Genomic DNA, 19,221 nt, shown 5'->3' with positions numbered 1-19,221 from the left:
TCGAGAGAACGCAGGCCGCGGGCCGTCAGATGGTTCATCGAACGTGACGACATGGGATGGAGGAGACGATGCGAAGGGAAAGGGCAATCCTTACATTGACCGCGTGGACACTCGCGCTCTGCTGCAGCATCGGCGCAGCAACTGCGCAGAAGGCCTACGGGCCCGGTGTCAGCGACAGCGAAATCAAGCTTGGTGCCAACGCGCCCTACAGCGGCCCGGCATCGATCTATGCGAGCTTCCCGCGGACCATGCTCGCCTACTTTGCGGTGTTGAACGAGAAAGGCGGAATCAGGGGGCGGCAGATCAATTACGTGACCCGCGATGACGCCTACAGCCCGCCGAAGACGGTCGAGGTGACGAGATCGCTGGTCGAGAACGAGCAGGTCCTCGCCATCATGGCGCCGTTCGGCACGCCCACCAATGCTGCGATCCAGAAATATCTCAATTCGAAGGGCGTTCCCCAGCTCCTCGTGCAGAGCGGCGGCACGCGGTGGAACGACCCGAAGCAATTCCCCTGGACCACGCCCTACTCGCCGACCTACGTCAACGAGTCGCGCATCATCGCGCGTTACATCCTGCAGACCAAACCGAAGGCCAAGGTCGGCGTCCTCATGCAGGCCGACGACATCGGAAAGGACTTCCTGCTCGGCCTGAAGCAAGGGCTTGGCACGAAGACCGACAAGATGATCGTGAAGGAGGAATCTTATCAATCGACCGAGCCGACGATCGATTCGCAGATCGTCAATCTGAAGGCGTCCGGCGCCGACACGGTTCTGATCGCGGCCCAGAACAAGTTCGCCTCAATGGCGATCCGCAAGATCTACGAATTGGGCTGGAAGCCGCAGATCTTCCTCGGCTCGACGGCCAACTCGATCAGCGGCGTGCTGATCCCGGCTGGGCTCGAAGCCTCCACCGGCGTCCTCACCACCACATCCTACAAGACCCCGAACGATCCGAGCTGGGCCAATGACAAGGGAATGACGGACTATCTCGCCTTTACCGCGAAATATCTGCCGGGAATGGATCCCAACGACGTGATTGCCGTGACGGCATACACGACGGCGCAGTTGGGCGCGATCATCATCGAGCGCTGCGGCGACGAACTCACCCGCGAGAACGTGCTGAAGCAGGCGACCAATCTGAAGGGGATCGAGCTGCCGATGCTGTTGCCGGGAATTTCGATCCAGACGACACCCGATGACTATGCCGCGATCACGGAGCGCCAGTTCGCGCGTTTCGACGGCAAGACCTGGGTGCTGTTCGGCGACATTCTCGGCGCAGGACCGGGCAAAGACTGAGCCGGGGCGATCAATTCACGTCGAAATCGAAGCAAGGACAAGAACAATGCTGACAGCCCAGGACGACCTTATTGGCCATCAGACGCCGGCGCCATTCGCAACAGCCAGCGCGGGCGACGTACGCTTCACCGAACGCTATTGGTATACGGCCCATCCGATCGACGGCAGCGAGCTCCTTCTGGACATCGGGCTCGGCTATTATCCGAACCGTCGCGTGATGGACGGCTTCGCCGGCGTGACCATCGGCCGCAAGCAGCACAATTTTCGTGCCTCGCGCCGGCTCGGCACGCGCCCTCTGGAGACGTCGGTCGGAGGCCTGAAGATCGAGATCGTCGAGGGCATGAACCTGCACCGGCTCACGCTCGCCGATAATCCGTCCGGCATCAGCTTCGCGCTCGAATTCAGGGCAAGCTTCCCGCCGGCGCAGGAGAAGCAGAACTATCGCGAGCGCGAGGGCGTCGTCGAGGAGGATCTCGCCCGGGTCTCGCAGTTCGGGCGCTGGCGCGGCTGGATCGCGGTCGACGGCAGGCGCTTTGAGGTAACACCGGAGACCTGGTGGGGGCAGCGCGACCGCTCCTGGGGCCTTCGCTCGGAGATGCGCACCGACGAGACGCGGCCGCCGGTCGCCACACACCGCAATTTCTTCTGGACCTGGTCGATGTTCCAGTTCGAACGATCGGCGCTGTCGGTCTTCGTGAAAGAGCGAGCGCCCGGCAAAGCGCACTACCTCTCGGGCACCGAATTCCGCCGCGAAGCCGACGGCTCGATCTCGCATCGCGACGTGACCGCATTCGAGCACGCTATCGAATGGAATGACGACAAGCTCGGTCAGACCATTGCCGCCGCCGATCTCACCTTCAAGTTCGATCGCGGCGAGCCCCGCCATGTCCGGATGGTCGGCCTGCGGACCCGCTTCTATCTCAAGGCCGGCATGTATGGCGGCCTGAAGGGATGGACGCATGGCGATGATCGCGGCGAGCAGCACGCCGCGCACGATGTGTGGGACCTGGACGATGCCGCAACGCGCGCGACGGCCCGCACCCTGTCAGATCATGTCGTCAGACTCGATAGCGGCGGCGAGACTGGCTTCGGTATCAGCGAGTACGGCGTTGCCACAGGCTATCCGCTCTATCCGGCGCCGCAGAAATTCCCGGCGCTGTGACAATCAGGCACTTCCGCAGCGCGGCCTATTGAAGCGGCGCGAGCAACCACTTTCTCCCGAGAGAGACTTGGCGAGGACGGCTCTGCCGGGCTTGCCATCTTTTGTTCGATCTCGGTCACAAAGATGATGGCGATGCACGATGAGGCCTACGAGCCGTGGGACGAAGTCAACATCGAGGCCCTGGTTTCGCTCGAACCGACCGGACCGGGTCGCTACCGTAGCTGGTTCGGTGATGGCAATTTGAATGGGCGCTCCTACGGCGGCCAGATCCTCGGGCAGGCGATGATGGCCGCCACGCTGAGCGTTCCGGACGATCGACCCGCATCCCTGCTGCAACTCCTGTTCCTGCGCGGTGCCGATCCCGGCCAGCCGGTCGAGTTCGAGGTCAACTCCCTCCAGGATGGCAAGCGGTTCTCGTCCCGCCATGTCCTTGGCGTCCAGGGTGACGGCCGTCTGGTGCTGGATGCCCATGCGACATTCTGCGCGCCACAGCCCGGGCCGCGACACGCAATCTCATCGTCGGCGTCAGCAGAAGACCCCGAGAGCCTGCCGGAATTGACGACGATTCCCGATGTCCTCATGCGGCAATTGCGGCCGCTCGGCCCCTACTCCCGCCATGTGAAGCCGAGCATGGACTTTCGCATTCCCGACATCGAACGGCAGCTCTCCGAAGCGACCGCGCAATCCCGCCTCAGATTCTGGCTGAGGGGCCGGCAACCCCTAACCGCCGGCTCGCGGGCCCAGCAGGCCGTCTTTGCCTATCTCTCCGACTGGTGGCTCAATTTCAGCAGCGTCAGCGGCCACCTGCGCAACCTGCAATCGAAGGAGCCGCTCTATCTCTCGAGCCTCAACCACTGCATCTGGTTTCACCGCGCCTTCTCGCCCGATGGCTGGATGCATTTCGACACAGAGAGTCCCTGCGCCGAGGGAGGGCGCGGATTGTCCATCGCGCGTATCCACGATTTTACCGGAGCGATGATTGCGACAACGATCCAGGAAACTCTCATGGTGCATCTAGCGGAGTCCTAAAGGCGAGCGACGCGCACCATCGTCTTCAAGGACTGAATCTAGCCCACTCGGGGCGAAACGCGGCGCCCCGCCTCAAATACAAAGGATCGGTCGGAGCCAAGCTCCAGCGCAAGATTACGCGCGCGAAGTTTCAGGTGAATCAAGACTTGCGTGCACAAATACCGTTTGACCACTCTCAAACGGTTTTTCTGGCTAGGTCATTGATTTGGCGGGCGCACCAGGGCTCGAACCTGGGACCCGCTGATTATCTTTGATCTTCAGGCGCGCAGGGAGATTGGCGCATTCCAGCCCGAGTCCGGCTGGGCTAAGGACTATAGCCTTTCGCCAGATGGCCAGACCGTCACGCTCGGCTATCACGACGGCGGACGCTTTACGTATCGGACCGATGGGACATTTCTGGATCGCAACTTATGGCTGGCCAGCGGGCTTCATCTGCCCGGCGCGATCATCACCTCGTTCGGTTTCGCCATCGTCGAGGCGCTGGTCCAGTTCCTGGCCAGCGCGCGATGGGGTTTCCCTGCTCTGCTCGCCATCGTGATCCTGGTCCTCATCCGCCGGCCCGGCGGATTGTTCGGCCGGGTCGAAGTGCGGCGTCTGTGAGGTCCATGTGAAACGCGAAGATCTCGCCCACCTCCTGGTCTGTGAATAAGCGCCGAACTTTGACCCCTAAGGGCTTCCAACGTTGACCCTGCACGACATGAATTTTCCGGCGACGGTTCAAAGGTTTCGATATTATCGGCTGGGGTCAACCTCGGCGCCGATAGGAGGTCAAACAGCGCGCCGAATTACAGCGACAGGCAATCGCGAATTTTTCTGGAATAGGCCGCATTCGATCGGCGGCGGTCGGATGCGCGGCGATGATGTTCCATAGAGGTTGATTTTCTGCCGACCGAACTTCACCGAAACACGCGGGCACCTTGTCATGGCCCCTGGGGCGGGTTCGTCGCAGCGGTGGTTATCAGCAAAACCTAGTCGGCGATGCTGATGCGAGCATCCGTGATGACCTTGGACCAGCGGTCAACTTCGGATGAAACGAGTTTCTTCAAGTAGGCCCGCGATTGATTTTCGCGTGCAGGAACGACGGCTCCCAGCTTCTCGAGACGATTGACCGTGTCCTGATCGGCCATGGCTTTCTTGTATGCGTCCTCCAGCTTGTCGATGATGTGGGCCGGGACGCCCTTCGGTGCGAAAACCGCCGTCCATGCATCTGCCTGATACGCTTTGAGGCCGCCTTCTTCGGACGTAGCGACGTCGGGCAGGACTTTCGACCTCTGCGAGGACGCGACGACGAAAGCCTTCACCGTGCCTGCCGAGACCTGCGGCGCGACGGTGATGACCTGATCGCAGGAGTAGTCGATCGCTCCGGACATGAGATCGGTCATCAATGGACCATTGCCGCGATAGGGCACTTCAGTTGGTTTGCTGCCGACCAGGATGTTGAGTAGGGCGCAAGTCAGATGGGCGTTCGAGCCGACGCCGGAGTGACCAACCTTGAGGTCCGCGCCTTTCTGCTTCATGAGCGCGATGAACTCCGGAAAGGTCGCGGCGGACAAATCTTTTCGAGCGAAAACGACGATCGGTGCGGACGCGGCGAGACCGATCGGTTCGAAGTCCGTACGTGGATCGTATTTGCGCTTCTCGTACAGCGCGAAAGATGAGGCGTGCGTGCCCATGTGCCCCGTGAGCAAGGTGTAGCCGTCGGGCGCTGCCTTCATCACACGGATCGATCCGGTCGTGCCGCCAGCACCGGCCACGTTCTCAATGATAATGGGCTTTCCCAACTGCTTGCTCATGCCTTCCGAGACGATCCGCGCGATCACGTCCGTGGCGCCGCCGGCGGCGAACGGCACGACCATCGTGATCGGCCGAGTGGGGAAGGAGCTCTCAGCGTAGGTCGCCGATGCCATCACTGAAATCAGAACCGAGAATCCGGCGGTCAGAATCGTCCTAACGATCATTTCTACCTCCCTTCTTTTTTGGTTTCGGCGGGGCGCAAATTGATCGCGTCCCCGCCGACCTTGTCAGGTCACACTAGGATAGGTTCTGGCGGTCAGAACTATTTTCTCGACATGGTCGCATTCGTCACCGGCGATGGCTGGTCCCAGTTAGTTGATCCGGCGCTTCCAGCCGACGTCAGGCGAGGGCCCGGATCGCCTCGGGCATGGCTGCGATGGTTGCGCGCGTCATCTCGGCGCACCCCGATCCACCCTTGAGTTCGATGGGGACGTTCCCGGCAGCGAAAGCGGCTTCGATGGCGCGCTCGATCAGACGTGCGCGCAACTCCAATCGCTGGTCCTCGTATTTGTCGGCCAGCCAATCCAACATCATTGCGCCCGAGAGGAACATGGCGCACGGGTTCGCCTTGCCCTGTCCGGCGATATCCGGCGCCGTCCCGTGTGCAGGCTGAAACAGTGCATGGTTATCGCCGATGTCCGCCGAGGGAGCCATTCCCATGCCGCCTACAAGCCCGGCAATGAGATCCGACAGAATGTCGCCGAACATGTTCTCGGTGACGATGACATCGACGGTCCAGGGCGCCTTGACAAGCGTGAGCGCCATCGCATCGACGTAGGCATGGTCGCTCGTGACGGCGGTGTGCGATGCCGCAACTTCGTCGAACACCTTCCGAAAGAAGGCCATCGAGCTGAAGACGTTCGCCTTGTCCACGCAGGTGACGCGCGCTGATCCGCGGCGGTCCTTGCGGCGCTTTGCGAGCCGGAAGGCGTATTCGCTGACGCGCGCCGTCCCCTCGCGGGTGATCCGCATCGTATCCAGGGCCTCGCGATCCTCGATGACGGTACCTGTACCGCGTGCGTAAAAGAGGCCCTCAGTCTGTTCGCGGACGAGAACCAGATCGGTTTGGCGCGATCGGTCGTCGCTCAGGATTTGAGGCAAACCCGGAAACCAGCGTATGGGCCTGATCCCGGCATAGAGGTCGAATTCCATGCGCAGGTCGAGTTGCGGAATGATTTCGGTGCCATCGGGCAAGCGCACGTCCGGCCATCCCATCGCACCGAACAAGATCGCGTCGGCCGAGCGGCATGCGTCGATCGTGGATTTCGGCAATGCATCGCCGCTCTCGAGGTAATATTGCGCTCCCGCATTATGCGTCGTGAGCCGAAGTTTAGGGCCCTCGGCGACGTTCTCGGTTGCCGCGAGCAGTTCGATGCAGGCCGCCGCGACCTCGCGTCCGATGCCGTCGCCCGGAAGAACCGCAATATCGAGCGTGTCGTTGTGTGTCGCCATGTCGAACCTCCATGGTGGTGAATTCAAATCTGGTTCAGGCCCACTCGCGCCAGGAGAGCGAGCAACTCGCGGCCCGCGCGTTGCCTGTGAGACCTGTGAACGTTGTGCGCGGCTTCAGGATCACCTCGGCGGATTGCGTCCACGAGTGCAGAATGTTCTTCGGTCGATGCCGTGGGGATCGCGCGCATCCGTAAGGTCACCATGCGTGCCCGGTGAACTCGATCCATGAAGTTCAGGACCACGGCTTCGAGCTTCCGGTTGCCGCAAAGCGCGAGCAGGGCTTTGTGGAAATCCTCGTCGGCGCAAGCCCATGCGTCGAGATCTCCGGCCAAAAGCGCGCGCTCCATCGACGCCGTCGCGGAGACCAACGGGGCGAGGTCCTGCGTCGATAGTGAACGTTGCGCAGCGAGTCCGGCCGCAGTCGCCTCGAGCGAGGTCAGCACCTCATAGATCTCGCGCATGTCATCCGCAGAGACAGGCAGGACGCGCAGTCCGTGACGGGGAACGACGCGTACCAATTCCTCCTGCTGCAGCTTCATCATTGCCTCGCGCACAGGCGTCCGGCTCATCTTCAAGTGATCGGCAATTTCTTGCTCGGTGGCTTGGAATCCGGCGGGCCACGCGTTGTTGAGGATGAGGACGCGCATCGCCTTGTGCGCCGCATCCGAACGACTTGCGCGGGCCCTAGGCGTTGCGACTGTCGCTGAGTTTCCAGAACGAGGAATCCGGGCCCTCACCTTCGGAGCGGACTTGCCGCGGGTCTCGTGTGTTGTCGGCGCACGGCCGCGGCGTCCTGCTGATGTTCGAGACGAAGCCATTCGAGCCATCCGGTGTCTCTTTACCGTCACATTATGCATGCGATAACGTATACGTAACTGGTGACTCCGGCAAGCCGCTCGAGGCGGTGGCTCCGGTGCCGATTGAAACGAGGGCAGGTTTCCGCGAGAAAGTATTCGACGGAGCCTCGACGTTACGAGGCGGTCTCCGCGTCCAAGGAAGCGTCTTCGCCCCAATGGCTCATCTCGATCTCATTTCATTGCGGCTGTTCGCTTCCGTGGTTGAGCACCGCAACATTGCTCAGGCCTCTCGCGCGAACAACATCGCTGCGTCGGCCGTCAGCAAGCGGGTGGCCGATCTCGAAGCACGCTTCGGCGTCGCATTGCTGTATCGGCTTCGCGACGGGATCGAGGTCACGCCGGCGGGCGAAGCGCTTTACAGATACGTGCAGAGCATCTCGCGAATTGCCGAGGACATGGATGCCGAACTGAGCGAGTTCTCGTCAGGCGCGAAAGGCCTGGTTCGGCTGTGGGCCAACACCTCGGCGGTGACCCAGTTTCTTCCGGAAGACCTCGCATCCTATGTGGCTCAGTATCCCGAGGTCCGCATCGATCTGCGCGAGGACACCAGCGACAGGATCGTGCAGGCCGTCGGCCAAGGAACGGCGGATATCGGCGTGATATCCGATCAGATAGACCACTCCTCGATCGAGACCCGTTTGTACCGGCGCGACACCTTGATGGTGATCGTGCCAAAGGGGCACGAGCTCGACGGCCGCGACAGCGTCCGCCTCGGTGAAACCGCGTCTTATCAGCATGTCGGGCTGCAGGCGGGCAGTTCGCTCCAGGCGAAGATCCTGACGGAGGCGAAGACTTCGGACATCGACATCCGGATGCGGGTGCAGGTGTTCGGTTTCGACGGCGTCCGCCGGATGGTCGAGGCCGGGCTTGGGGTCGCCGTCCTGCCGGAAAGAGCGGTATTGCCCTATATCGAGAAGGGCGAATTTGCGGCAATGAACCTCAATGAACCGTGGGCGCAACGCTCGCTGCTGGTGGGATATCGCGAATTCCGGTCGCTACCCGTCGTGGCCCGCGCCATGATCGAATGTTTCGCGCCTGGTGAAGTCCCTAGTCCGTAGCCATCGTGATTGGCGTTGGGCGGCGTTCCCATCCAGTGATGCAACGCTTCTTCCGGAAAAGCTAGGTTCGCCCAAAGGCGATCGTCACCGACGGGATAAGCATGATCGAACGAACCAAAATCGGCTTTGTCGGCCTTGGTCAGATGGGGCGCCACGTGGCGCGTAACCTGATGAAAGGCGGAGATCCGACCATCGTTTGCAACCGTAGTCGCGACACCTTCGCGTCATTCGAGAGGGCCGGGGCGAAAACGACCACCAATTATCTCGATCTAGCCTCCTGTTCGGTCGTCTTCCTGTGTCTGCCTGACACTGCGTCCGTTGACGGCATTCTGCTTGGAAGCAACGGCCTTGCGGCGAACCTCGCACTGGGATCGATCGTCATCGACCTCAGCACGAACTCGCATGCCGCCGCTGTTAATTCCATCCCGAATGGCCGCACCCGCCGAAGTCTTGCCGATGGCGGTGAAGCTCGGTCTCGATCCCGACCTCGTCGCCGAAGTCGTCAACGGCAGCACGGGCAAAAGCTACGCGTCGGAGGTCTTCGTGCCGAACATTCCCAAGGGCGAGTTTGAGTCGGGCTATCCAATGAAGGCTGCCTATAAGGACATGATCTGCGCCGCCACGTTGTCGGCCGGGCAGCGCATCCCGCTTCCCGTTCTGGCCGCCGCGACTGCCACCTATCAGCAAGCACTGCAGCAGGGACACGGCAAACTCGATAAGGGCGCGATGATCCTTCCGAACGAAAAGCTCCTGCAGGTCGAATTCCGCATGGAGGATTTTCACGCGGCAGGCGGCGTCGGCGCCGTGTTGCGTGAACCGAAGCCGCTCCTGCATCTGGACACGATCGATATCGAAGGCGTCACTCTTGCGGAGCGCCTCGCGGCGTCGCTGGACTGGATTAATCGCTCGGTCATCCCTAGCGCTGATGATCCCGTCTCCGAGGTCGGCGGCCTGATCGCCCTGAAGAGATCGCTTGCACCGGACGGCGCCATCTTCAAGCGTGCAGCAGCATCGCCGGAGCTGTTCGAGATCGAGGGACGCGCGGTGGTATTCACCGGCCTCGAGGATCTCAGCCGCCGGATCGACGATCCCGATCTCGACGTCAAGGCAGACGATATCCTGGTTCTGCAGAATGCCCGTCCGGGGGGAGCGACCATGCCGGAGGCGGGTTATCTTCCGATCCCCGAGAAACTGGCTCGGCAGGGCGTCAAGGACATGGTCCGCATTTCGGATGCCCGCATGTCCAGAACGGCTTTCGGCACGATCGTGCTGCACGTCGCTCCGGAAGCCGCAATCGGCGGCCGTTTGGGTGCCGTTCGCACGGGAGATTGCATCCGGCTCTCGGTCGCGAACAAGACGATCGCCCTTCCCGTTGACGACAGCGAAATCGCGCAGCCGCTGGCGTCCCATCGTCAGCCGAGCGTTCCGAAACGCGGATACGAAGCGCTATCGAAGCGTATTGCAGGCCGCTCATGGCTGCGATTTCGATTTCCTCGTTGGGGACGTCGAAGGCGGCCAGGACAATCAATCGGAGACGTGCTGATGAACTTCTTCAAGATGTTGCAGACGCGGGAGGCCAATGGTCGGCCCATCCGCGTGGGTCTCATCGGTGCCGGAAAGTTCGGCTCGATGTACCTTGCCCAGGTACTGAAGACGCCGGGCGTTCATCTCGTCGGCATTGCGGACGTTGCTCCGGCACGTGCGATCGAGAACCTCGCCCGGGTCGGTTGGCCGTCCGAACGCCATGCAGCCAAATCGCTCGACGACGCGCTTGGCAATGGAACGACGTACCTGACGGATGATTGGCGCGCGGTCGTGGCCCGCCCCGAGATCGGGATCATCGTCGAATGCACCGGCAATCCGATTGCGGCGATCGAGCACTGCCTCGTGGCGTTCGAACACGGCAAGGACGTGATCAATGTCACGGTGGAAGCCGATGCGTTCTGCGGGCCGATGCTCGCCAAGCGCGCGGAGGCCTCGAATGTCCTCTACAGCCTCGCCTACGGTGACCAGCCCGCGCTTACCTGTGAACTTGTCGATTGGGCACGCGCATGCGGCTTCCCAGTCGTGGCGGCAGGGCGCGGGCATAAATGGCTGCCTGCCTATCGCAAGTCGACCCCGGAGACGGTTTGGGACCATTGGGGCGTCACCGCGGAGCAGGCGGCGCTCGGCGGCATGAACCCGAAGATGTTCAACGCGTTTCTCGACGGCTCCAAGCCTGCGATCGAAAGCGCGGCGATCGCGAATGCGACCGGTCTTGATGTGGCCGATGACGGGCTGAGCTTCCCTCCGGGATCGGTCGATGACATTGCCGCGGCGATGCGGCCCAAGGCCGAAGGCGGCGTGTTGTCGCGCAAGGGACTCGTCGAGGTCGTGTCCAGCCTTCGCCCGGACGGGACGCCGATCCCCAACGATATCCGGAAGGGCGTCTGGGTGAGCTTCGAGGGCGACACCGAATACATCCGGAGATGCTTCAAGGAATATCAGGTGATCACCGATCCGAGCGGTCGCTACATGAGCTCCTACAAGAAGTGGCACCTGATCGGTCTGGAACTGGGCATCTCGGTTGCGTCGATCGGTCTGCGCCGCGAAGCGACCGGCGTGGCTACGGCCTTCAACGCCGATGCGGTCGCGACGGCCAAGCGCGATCTGAAGGCGGGGGAAGTGTTGGACGGCGAGGGCGGTTACACTGTGTTCGGCAAGCTCGTTCCGGCTCGAAAGTCGCTCGCAAGCGGATATCTGCCGCTGGGCTTGGCCCATGGCATCAAGTTGGTCCGCGACATCCGGTCGGACGAGCCGATCACCTGGCAGGACGTTTCGTGGGACACGAAGTTGCCAGCGTTTGCTCTCCGCAAAGAACTCGAAGCCACCTTTGCGAGGGCGAGCGCCGCAGAGTAGGCAAAGCCGAAATCTTTCCGGACAATGGATGCCCGAAAGCGGGCCATGACAACCATCACGGCCCGATTGCTGCACATATTCGTGGCGAATTGCGTCGTTGCCGATTCCGTGTGCGGTCGGTATCAATTTTGCCAACGTGGGGTAGCGCGAGGCCTATTTCAAATGGTTGGCCGACCCTGCCAAATAGTGCGCTCCCGGAGGTGGTGATGAGCGCAGCGACAAACTCCACGACATTTCCTGTCATTCGGCTTGCAATACGGGCTCCGACGCAGCTCCTTTCATTCTGCGCCGATCAACCTGGCTTGAAGCAGATCGATTTTCCCGCGGCCGTACATTTGGTGTCTGACGAGCTTGAGGCGCGTGATCTGACCTTCAGTCTGTCCGTTGGACCAGGGCAAAGCGATTGCTGCTCGAACCGCCGCTTCATCTTTCGCGACGCCGCTGGCGAAACGAGGCTGGCGCGGGCGCGCTCGATCCATGGGATGAGGCCCGCCTCGGTCTTGCGCCGGATCATCAGGTGGAATTCGGCGATGATCTCGCGTGCCTCGACCAGGCTTGGTACGCCGGCCTCGATTGCTATTCGGCGTAGGGTCCGGAGACCGATCGGCGTCTTAAGTGATTGATTGATCTCGCAAGCGTAGGGGTCAATGTTGGGCGCCGCTTCACACCCTGGCGCGTTGACAGGCGAAACGGTACCTGCTGGGCAAAGTGCGTCCCTCAAATTGATCGCCGCTGTCGCCGTTGGGTCTCCCTCACGAATCCGGGGGCCAACACACGTCTGCGCTAGTCTAGTATCCCTCAACCCGAGTACGGCCGGTAGGCCGGGTGATCCTGCTTCAAACGTTGGAGCAAATGCCCGAAGGAAAGACGAGACGGCGAATGCATCGCGAAGCTTGCCATGTCCACTTTTCGACTTTGAGCTTCACGCTGGAGCCGTCGTCCAGATCGAGGTCAATCGCGCGGAATTCCTGCTTGGCTTGGTATTCGGCGCGGGTCCCGACAATCGATGAATAAGACACGCCCTGGCTATGTCGGCCAGAAACAGCCCATTCTCACCGACGAAGGCGATCTCATCGGAGTCCTCTGCGATCGTCTGCACGCCGAGCACGGCCCCTATGCCGGTGGCGTTAGCCGTCAACCAGCCGTTTGCTTTCTCGACAAGATCCGGCCGCACGGCCGCTGATCGAAAGCCGTAGGAGTTTTTCAGGTACTTTTTGGTGCAGAACTGCACGTGATCGACTGGCATCTGTGGACTCCAGCTGACCGGCAGCACGATGATTTCAGTAGGGCCGATAGTTTCAATCCTAGCGCCGTAACGTAGCTCGAGAACGCGCACAAGTCTGTCGTTTGTCATTGAGCCCTCGATGCATGAACGAAGCGCTCAATTAAAATGAGTTGCGAAGAAAGTTGTGGTCCTGTCCTAGCGCTCCAAGCTGAACGATCGTTTTTCGGTCGACGCATCCTGGAACATGTCGATATACTCGGCATGACGCAAGCCACTATGGCGCCCACGCGACGGTTCGCCAGCCTCGGCCCGAAGCAGTTCTCGTCGACGGGCTCGGCGCGTTGGTCTTGGCTTTGAACGTGATCGTGGTTCTGCTTTCGGTCTTCTACCGATATGCGCTCCACGAACCTATCGAATGGGCCGAAGAGGCCGCTCGCGTCCTTCTGATCGCTGTCACCTTCATCGGCGCGGCGTCCGCACTGCGGCGCGATCAACTGACCGGCATCGAGGCGTTGCTCGCGAAGTTGCCGGGCCATATTCACGATTACGGCAAGGCGTCGGTACCCTCATCACAGTTGTGGTGGCCGCGAGCCTTGTGGTGCTCAGCATTCGGCTCGGCTATGCGGTGAGCGGCCAGGAAAGTCCCGGCGGCTACCCGCAGTGGATGTTCGTCTATCCCGTCACCATCGGCGCAGCGGCAATGACGGTGTTTGCCTTGGGCAAGGCAGCCTCAATTCCCATCCGGATCCTCGTCACGGTGCTGGTGCTTTCGGCAGTGGTCGTGGCCATGGTCGTTTTGTTTTCAGGCAGTTCGGGCGGGGGACTGGCTCTTGGCGTGTTGGGAGTTTCCGCCTTCACGCAACTCCGCGTAATAGACTTCGCGCAGGAAGATGCGCTGATGCTCAGGGGCGAGAGCATCAAAGTAAGCGAGGTTCTCCTCTTCCTGCCTTCCTGTCTTCCTGCCTTCCTGCCCATAACGGGTCTTCAGCCAGCCGGCGAGCTCCTGCCTGTAGTTCTTCATCGCCTTGCCCGGCTGACCAGCCAGAGGCTTCGTTGGATCGGCGAGGTTCACAGGGTCGAGATAACGATCACGCACTCCGCCCCAGTTTGCGCCAGCCATGCCCGCAGCCATGACGATAGACGCGCCGGGACGGACGTCGCCGGGAACGTAAGCACCGAGCGAATGGAGGTCAGGCGCTTGTGTTCCAAGGATTGATGACAGAGATGCCTGCTGCATCGAATGCGCTGGCGTCGCGCGTCGCCACGATGAAGTCTCGCGATGCAGCGATCGCTGCGATGTAGCCATCGGGCGTCGGGAAGCCCTTGCCTGCGGCGCGAGCCCTGACTGCCAGATCAGCATACTGGCGTGCGGCGTCAGTATCGAATGGCAAAATCCTGTCCGCGAACAACTCCATCAGGCCGTTAAGCGCCTCAGCCAACCTGTCCTTGCGCTTGCCGGGTGCAAGCGCGTTGATGCCGAAGAGCAACTCGGCGACGGTGACGCTCGATATGTAGATGGTTTCCGCGACTTGTTCATCCAGCCAACGAAGGACATCTGGATTCGGCTGCGGTTTCATCGCCTCCGAGACGACATTCGTATCGAGGACGATCATTCAAAGCTCATCGGCTCGGCAGGTTTCTTCTCGCGACCGCGCGTCAAGGCATCGAGGTCCTCATTCGTAAGCCCGATGCGGCGGCCGAGGTCAGTGAGTGCGGTACCCAATCGGACACGGCGTTCGGGACGGACGGCAGCTTCGAGGATTTCGCGCATCTCGGCCTCGGTACTGCGACCATGATGGGCCGCGCGCACCTTGAGAGCTCGGTGGGTCGCCTCGGAAAGGTTTCGGATTGTGACAGCGGGCACGATGGCACCCCAAAATTGACGATGGCATTGATAGCAATATATATAATTTGCTATCATTTTGCAAGTCGGACGGGGGGCGCTTGCGCCGCATCGGTCTTGAAACTGGCGAGTTCCCAATCTCGACTGGTAACAGCGTTGTCGCCGTCACGGGCAAAAAAGGGCGTCACCTCTTTCGTGCACTTGAGCCGGACCCCAGACATCCTGCTCGTCCACTCGTTGTCCTTTCGAGTTTCGGAGCCGGTAGAGCGCAACCGTTCAGTGCAGAAGTTCAGCACGGGGCCGACGCTTTCGACCCCTGTGTGTACCGAAAACCTTATCCGAGTTGATGACGTAATGGAATCGCCTAAGCTGGCGGAATGATCGGGCTGCTCTGTTTCGTACTGGCCGTCTTGGCTTCGCCCCTCAAGTCGAAGAGCCGACTTGAAGCAGAGAATGCGGCGCTCAGACATCAGTTGATTGTCTTGAGGCGTAAGATGCGGGGTCGCGTCCGGCTCAGCAACGATGATCGCTGGTTCTTCATTCAGCTGTATCGCTGGTTTCCATCGATTTTGCAGGTCCTCACGATCATCCGGCCCGAGACGGTCGTGCGTTGGCACCGGGCCGGCTTTCGCGGCTATTGGCGTTGGAAGTCGCGCCCGATCGGAGGGCGGCCGCCGATCGACGCGAGGCTGCGCGCGTTGATCCGGCGGATCAGCATCGACAATCCGCTGTGGGGTGCGCCACGCATCCACGGCGAACTGCTCAAGCTCGGGTTCGAGGTCGCGCGGTCCAGCGTCGCCAAGTACATGGTGAAGCGACGCGGGCCACCTAGCCAGGGATGGCGCACCTTCTTGTGTAATCACGCGCCGGACATTGCCGCCATGGACTTGTTCGTTGTTCCGACGATCGGTTTCGATCTGCTCTATGCTTTTGTGATCGTCCGGCTCGACCGCAGAGGCCTCGTCTGGATCAACGTCACAGCAAATCCGACGGCGGAATGGGTTGCACGTCAAATCACGGAGGCATTTCCTTGGGATGAGGCTCCGCACCACCTCATCCGTGATCGCGACCGGATCTATGGCAGCGTCGTCACGCGCCGATTGCGCGCCATGGGCATCCGGGACAAGCCTACCGCACCAGCCTCGCCTTGGCAGAATGGCTTTGCCGAACGGCTGATCGGATCGATCCGGCGTGAGTGTTTGGACCACGTCATTGTTTTGGGCGAGGCGCATCTGCGTCGGGTCCTGCAATTCTATGCCGACTATTACAATAACGTCAGAACGCATCGATCCTTGGACAAGGACGCGCCGATTTCTCGCCCGGTTCAGCGAACCGGTGCGATCAGTTCACGCCCCATCCTGGGCGGACTTCATCACCACTACGCCCGAGCTCAAGTTTTCGGTACACACAAGAAGAACGGCTTGAGCGCGACGAAGCTGGCGGCATACAAAGGTCTCATCCACTTCTATCGTCAGCTACTGGGGGCCACATCGGCGAAGGCACTCCACGACTTTCTTACGTCGACGGGAAAGACGGTCCTCGACTGTCGGGTTGTGACCCAAGTGGATACCCCAAACGAGGTGTTGACACTTACGGACGGCTGGTTGGCGACATCGAAGTGACGGTGAACGGCCAGGCGGTAAATCTGAATCACTGGCTGGTCGAGCATGGCTGGGCATATCCTACGTTCTACTCAAGCATGACCAATGACGAAATCAATGCGCTTCTCGCCCTTGCAAAAACCGCACGGTCAAAGAAGACGCTTGTGTGGAAGTTTCTGTCCAATACGATTGGTCCCTTCGATTTCAATCTGCGCGAACCAAAGGTCGGCGACCTCAGCGTGCTGGCCACGGACAAGGGACCTGCCATCTTTCCCAAGCTTTATCGGCGCTATACCAACTGGTCGGCGCGCAAGAAGGCGCAAGTCACAGGTCAGAATTTCCAGGCGTTTCTAGCGGCCGGATCCGGCGGAAGGCCCGACATCTGCTTCGTACTCGCTGATTTCCTGGCCACTGGCGTCCATTCGGCGATTCCCCACAACTTTGCCGACTTTGTGTTGGGCGGGAAGACAACCAAGTTCGCCCCGACAGCTTGGTTTTCAAGGAGGCGCCTTCCACGTTGCTCGGGCCGGACAACAAACCCATCACCCACTTCTGAGTCTAGTACGCGCGATCATCGGCCCAATATCCTCGCGCATGGTCATGATTGACCTCCTTCAAATGTTGCAGGGGAAGGGAGTCCCTGGGCCCGGACCCACCACCAGATCAACAGGGGGAAGTCCGCCCAGGAACCAGACCAGAGTCCGATTGGCGTCGGCCACCAATGGTCTTCAGCCGTCCTCGGCGGAGATCATCGAACGGCTCCGACTGGACCGCCTCGTTGCATCTGGCATCTCTCCTAGAGTCGTGCGAGGTAGTGCGCCAGCGCCGAGATATCGTCCTGGCTCAGGGGATAGGCGACCTCGGCCATCGCGGCTACACCGCCGCCGGATCGAACGCCGGCTTTGTAGTCGTGGAGCGCCTTCGCAAGATACTCCTCGCGTTGACCCGCAATGCGGGCGACAGCCTTGCTGCCAGCGTAGTTGTCGCCGTGACAAGAGGCGCACCGCCCGGCCGCAGCCGCCTTCTTGCCGGCTTCGGTCAAGTCGGGATGATCGTCGGGCACCTTCGCCGCGACTGGATCGGAAGGCTTGAGCGAAGAGAAGTAAGCGCTGAGGTCGCGGACATCTTCGTTGCTGAGTTGTTCCGCGATTGGTCCCATGACCTCATTCTTACGCGCACCGCTGCGGAAGAAAACCAGCTGCCATTGTAAGAACTGATCAGGTTGCGCCGCCAATGACGGCGTGTTCTCGGTGGCGGAGACACCTTTGTCACCGTGACACCCCGCACAGGCCTCTGCCTTGTTCTTTCCGGCCTCAGCTTCCGCCGCAAGGACTTGCATTGGTGCGAAGGTCACTAGTGCAACAAGGACTAGTAGCGACGTCGGTCTAAGACATTTCATCCCGCCGCTCCCTCGTCCGCCAACAGCATCTCGCACGGTCGCGACCCTCCGCTGGTTGACCATTCTGCCGGAAGCGGGCCCGCGAAGCGTATGGCAAAGCATGTTCGCAAACACACACCACGATTTATTCCTTCGTAAGCTCAACAATGGTCCTCTCTCCATTGATGGTCTCCACGGTGAACTCGACCTCGTCGCCATAACGAACTGAATCGAAAAGCAAACCGTCCTGTACCTTGAAGTCCGCAGTCGTGAGAGATGTCAGGCGCACGGTGATCCGATCATGGCGCTGGTCCACCTCCGCGACGACTCCTCGCAACTTTTCTTGCGGCCTAGCTCGGATTGCCAGCGCCGGAGTGAGATCGTCGAATTGGCTCGTCAGGACCTGTTGGTTTGCCTCACGATCCAAACTGATCGCCGGTGCATCAAGAGGACGCGACGCGACATGCGCCGGAGCGAGTAGCGCGGCTGAGATCCCGAGAGCCCGGATGCTGACGCGGCTTATCCGGAGCAGGCTTGCTATCCGGATGCGCGACAGGTTTGCGCAAACGTCGTTATCGCGGGCGAAAAGTGGAATCCGAGAAGAGAAGTTGATGGCAGACATGCGGCGTCCTTGGTGAAGTTCGGACGCGATTCTTGGGCATGTCGCCTCGTGGGGGGATCGCACGCCCCCATAGATCGAATAGACCGATTGCCGTCGCTGCTGTCAATCGGCTGTCAGATAACCAGCAAGACTCCCGAAATCAGCAACAAAGCGAGGACGATCTTTCGGAACATCGCTTCGTCAATGGAGTCAAACAGTCTCAGCCCAAGCCATGTTCCGATTAGCAAGCACGGCAAACCCATCACGAAGAGTTTAACAGTCTCGCTGGTCACCGTTCCCTTTCCTCCAAGCCAGAGCGCTGACATGAGGAAGGTCGTAACGGCAACGGGCTGGAATATTGTGCGTTGAAGGTCCTTGGACCAGCCGCGCAGGCCGCACCAGATCGTCACCAGTATGCCTGCTAAGCCGGTCAGGCCTCCAAGGACGCCGTTGAGGAAGCCAACCGCAGCGTCGGCCGCGCTCCCTCCGGTGGAGATCGGTTTTAGGCTGGGTCGGAGAAGTGCGTAGAGACTGTACGCAGCGAGGAACGCACCAACCGCGATGCGGATGGTTCGAGGATCGGACCAAGTCAAGAGAGACACGCCCGTCGGAACCCCGAGAGCGGCGCCGACGATGAACGGCAGCAATTTGCTCCCATCGAGCGCGCGGCGCAGTCTCCAGACTGAGTAGCCTTGCACCAGAAGACCGAAGCCGACGATCAATGTCGCGCTCTGCAGCGGCGTGAGGATGTAAAGCCATAGCGAAGCCGCCACAAGCCCAAAGGCAAAGCCCGAGAGCCCAGCAACAAATGCACCCGCAAAGGTCGCAAGCAGAAATAGCGGAAGTTCAAAAGTGGGCCCGTCCATGCGCTCGCTCCATAGTAAAGCGAGCAGCGCTTGCATGGGGCCACCATTTTACGGGGAGGCTGCGACGTCCCCGATCAGTAAACTAGGTCGCGTGGACAGTTATCTTAGCCAGAGCAGAGTTGCGGCGATAGCGACGACAGCGAAGTAATTTCGTGCGGT

The 19,221-nt window shown here is 60.8% G+C and carries 18 protein-coding genes and 3 pseudogenes; 11 read left to right on the top strand and 10 right to left on the bottom strand.

Annotation, left to right across the window (positions count from 1 at the left end):
* Positions 1 to 68: 68 nt before the first annotated feature.
* The 3 genes from AC5ZG5_RS31410 (at position 69) to AC5ZG5_RS31400 (ending at position 3,489) form a co-directional block, all read left to right on the top strand.
* Entirely contained in the window at positions 69 to 1,298 is a 1,230-nt protein-coding gene (locus tag AC5ZG5_RS31410; RefSeq protein WP_456645085.1) for an ABC transporter substrate-binding protein, read from the top strand.
* A gap of 46 nt (positions 1,299 to 1,344) precedes the next feature.
* Positions 1,345 to 2,460 (top strand): Rv3169 family protein, encoded by a 1,116-nt coding sequence (locus tag AC5ZG5_RS31405; RefSeq protein WP_130226808.1) that lies wholly within the window; start codon positions 1,345 to 1,347, stop codon positions 2,458 to 2,460.
* 132 nt (positions 2,461 to 2,592) lie between these two features.
* Complete coding sequence (locus AC5ZG5_RS31400) at positions 2,593 to 3,489, top strand: acyl-CoA thioesterase (protein ID WP_456645084.1); 897 nt, start codon at positions 2,593 to 2,595, stop codon at positions 3,487 to 3,489.
* Between the two features lie 968 nt (positions 3,490 to 4,457).
* On the opposite strand, the gene AC5ZG5_RS31395 is transcribed toward AC5ZG5_RS31400, so the two are convergent.
* The 3 genes from AC5ZG5_RS31395 to AC5ZG5_RS31385 all read right to left on the bottom strand — a co-directional run bounded on the left by AC5ZG5_RS31395 (position 4,458) and on the right by AC5ZG5_RS31385 (position 7,382).
* A complete protein-coding gene (locus AC5ZG5_RS31395; RefSeq protein ID WP_456671244.1) occupies positions 4,458 to 5,447 on the bottom strand; it encodes a tripartite tricarboxylate transporter substrate-binding protein in 990 nt (329 codons plus the stop codon).
* 175 nt (positions 5,448 to 5,622) lie between these two features.
* Positions 5,623 to 6,735 (bottom strand): isocitrate/isopropylmalate dehydrogenase family protein, encoded by a 1,113-nt coding sequence (locus AC5ZG5_RS31390; protein ID WP_456645082.1) that lies wholly within the window; start codon positions 6,733 to 6,735, stop codon positions 5,623 to 5,625.
* A gap of 23 nt (positions 6,736 to 6,758) precedes the next feature.
* Positions 6,759 to 7,382 carry a GntR family transcriptional regulator gene (locus AC5ZG5_RS31385; RefSeq protein ID WP_245474778.1) on the bottom strand — a complete coding sequence of 208 codons (624 nt, stop codon included), beginning with the start codon at positions 7,380 to 7,382 and terminating at the stop codon, positions 6,759 to 6,761.
* 365 nt (positions 7,383 to 7,747) lie between these two features.
* Here AC5ZG5_RS31385 and AC5ZG5_RS31380 point away from each other — a divergent pair, with 365 nt between their 5' ends.
* From AC5ZG5_RS31380 to AC5ZG5_RS31365, 4 genes and pseudogenes are all read left to right on the top strand, one after another.
* Positions 7,748 to 8,650 (top strand): LysR family transcriptional regulator, encoded by a 903-nt coding sequence (locus AC5ZG5_RS31380; RefSeq protein WP_456645081.1) that lies wholly within the window; start codon positions 7,748 to 7,750, stop codon positions 8,648 to 8,650.
* A 101-nt stretch (positions 8,651 to 8,751) separates the two neighbouring features.
* A pseudogene (locus AC5ZG5_RS31375) lies at positions 8,752 to 9,003 on the top strand (NAD(P)-binding domain-containing protein); the annotation flags it as partial.
* A 49-nt stretch (positions 9,004 to 9,052) separates the two neighbouring features.
* Positions 9,053 to 10,039 (top strand): annotated as a pseudogene (locus tag AC5ZG5_RS31370) (NAD-binding protein); the annotation flags it as partial.
* Positions 10,040 to 10,192: 153 nt separating this feature from the next.
* The gene (locus tag AC5ZG5_RS31365) at positions 10,193 to 11,548 is read left to right on the top strand and encodes an NAD(P)H-dependent oxidoreductase (protein WP_456645141.1); all 1,356 of its coding nucleotides are present in this window, start codon (positions 10,193 to 10,195) and stop codon (positions 11,546 to 11,548) included.
* A 278-nt stretch (positions 11,549 to 11,826) separates the two neighbouring features.
* Here the strand turns inward: AC5ZG5_RS31365 and AC5ZG5_RS31360 are convergent.
* Positions 11,827 to 12,140 (bottom strand): annotated as a pseudogene (locus tag AC5ZG5_RS31360) (ISL3 family transposase); the annotation flags it as partial.
* Positions 12,141 to 12,470: 330 nt separating this feature from the next.
* Positions 12,471 to 12,902, bottom strand: a complete 432-nt coding sequence (locus AC5ZG5_RS31355; protein WP_456645080.1) for a hypothetical protein — start codon at positions 12,900 to 12,902, stop codon at positions 12,471 to 12,473.
* Positions 12,903 to 13,132: 230 nt separating this feature from the next.
* Between AC5ZG5_RS31355 and AC5ZG5_RS31350 the strand changes: the two genes are divergently transcribed.
* A complete protein-coding gene (locus AC5ZG5_RS31350) occupies positions 13,133 to 13,402 on the top strand; it encodes a TRAP transporter small permease (RefSeq protein ID WP_456645140.1) in 270 nt (89 codons plus the stop codon).
* The gene (locus AC5ZG5_RS31345; RefSeq protein ID WP_456645079.1) at positions 13,372 to 13,989 is read left to right on the top strand and encodes a hypothetical protein; all 618 of its coding nucleotides are present in this window, start codon (positions 13,372 to 13,374) and stop codon (positions 13,987 to 13,989) included. The genes AC5ZG5_RS31350 and AC5ZG5_RS31345 overlap by 31 nt, the downstream gene beginning before the upstream one ends.
* Here AC5ZG5_RS31345 and AC5ZG5_RS31340 read toward each other — a convergent pair.
* Both AC5ZG5_RS31340 and AC5ZG5_RS31335 read right to left on the bottom strand, forming a co-directional pair.
* Positions 13,964 to 14,386 (bottom strand): type II toxin-antitoxin system VapC family toxin, encoded by a 423-nt coding sequence (locus AC5ZG5_RS31340; RefSeq protein WP_130226796.1) that lies wholly within the window; start codon positions 14,384 to 14,386, stop codon positions 13,964 to 13,966. The genes AC5ZG5_RS31345 and AC5ZG5_RS31340 overlap by 26 nt on opposite strands.
* Positions 14,383 to 14,637, bottom strand: a complete 255-nt coding sequence (locus AC5ZG5_RS31335; RefSeq protein WP_130226832.1) for a FitA-like ribbon-helix-helix domain-containing protein — start codon at positions 14,635 to 14,637, stop codon at positions 14,383 to 14,385. Before AC5ZG5_RS31335 ends, AC5ZG5_RS31340 begins: the two co-directional genes overlap by 4 nt.
* A 356-nt stretch (positions 14,638 to 14,993) precedes the next feature.
* Here AC5ZG5_RS31335 and AC5ZG5_RS31330 point away from each other — a divergent pair, with 356 nt between their 5' ends.
* Positions 14,994 to 16,238: an integrase core domain-containing protein gene (locus tag AC5ZG5_RS31330; RefSeq protein ID WP_456645078.1), complete on the top strand. Its 1,245-nt coding sequence runs from the start codon at positions 14,994 to 14,996 to the stop codon at positions 16,236 to 16,238.
* Positions 16,235 to 16,825 carry a hypothetical protein gene (locus AC5ZG5_RS31325; protein WP_456645077.1) on the top strand — a complete coding sequence of 197 codons (591 nt, stop codon included), beginning with the start codon at positions 16,235 to 16,237 and terminating at the stop codon, positions 16,823 to 16,825. The genes AC5ZG5_RS31330 and AC5ZG5_RS31325 overlap by 4 nt, the downstream gene beginning before the upstream one ends.
* A gap of 188 nt (positions 16,826 to 17,013) precedes the next feature.
* Here the strand turns inward: AC5ZG5_RS31325 and AC5ZG5_RS31320 are convergent, their stop codons facing one another.
* From AC5ZG5_RS31320 to AC5ZG5_RS31310, 3 genes are all read right to left on the bottom strand, one after another.
* On the bottom strand, positions 17,014 to 17,556 hold the full coding sequence (locus AC5ZG5_RS31320; protein WP_456645076.1) for a c-type cytochrome: 543 nt from the start codon (positions 17,554 to 17,556) through the stop codon (positions 17,014 to 17,016).
* 184 nt (positions 17,557 to 17,740) lie between these two features.
* The gene (locus AC5ZG5_RS31315; RefSeq protein WP_456645075.1) at positions 17,741 to 18,217 is read right to left on the bottom strand and encodes a hypothetical protein; all 477 of its coding nucleotides are present in this window, start codon (positions 18,215 to 18,217) and stop codon (positions 17,741 to 17,743) included.
* Positions 18,218 to 18,330: 113 nt separating this feature from the next.
* Positions 18,331 to 19,098 carry a sulfite exporter TauE/SafE family protein gene (locus AC5ZG5_RS31310; RefSeq protein WP_456645074.1) on the bottom strand — a complete coding sequence of 256 codons (768 nt, stop codon included), beginning with the start codon at positions 19,096 to 19,098 and terminating at the stop codon, positions 18,331 to 18,333.
* Positions 19,099 to 19,221: the final 123 nt, after the last annotated feature.

It is taken from the genome of Bradyrhizobium sp. Ses1 (assembly GCF_059512365.1).
Note: the sequence above shows the minus strand (reverse complement) of the source record. Positions and strands in the feature narration are given on the sequence as shown.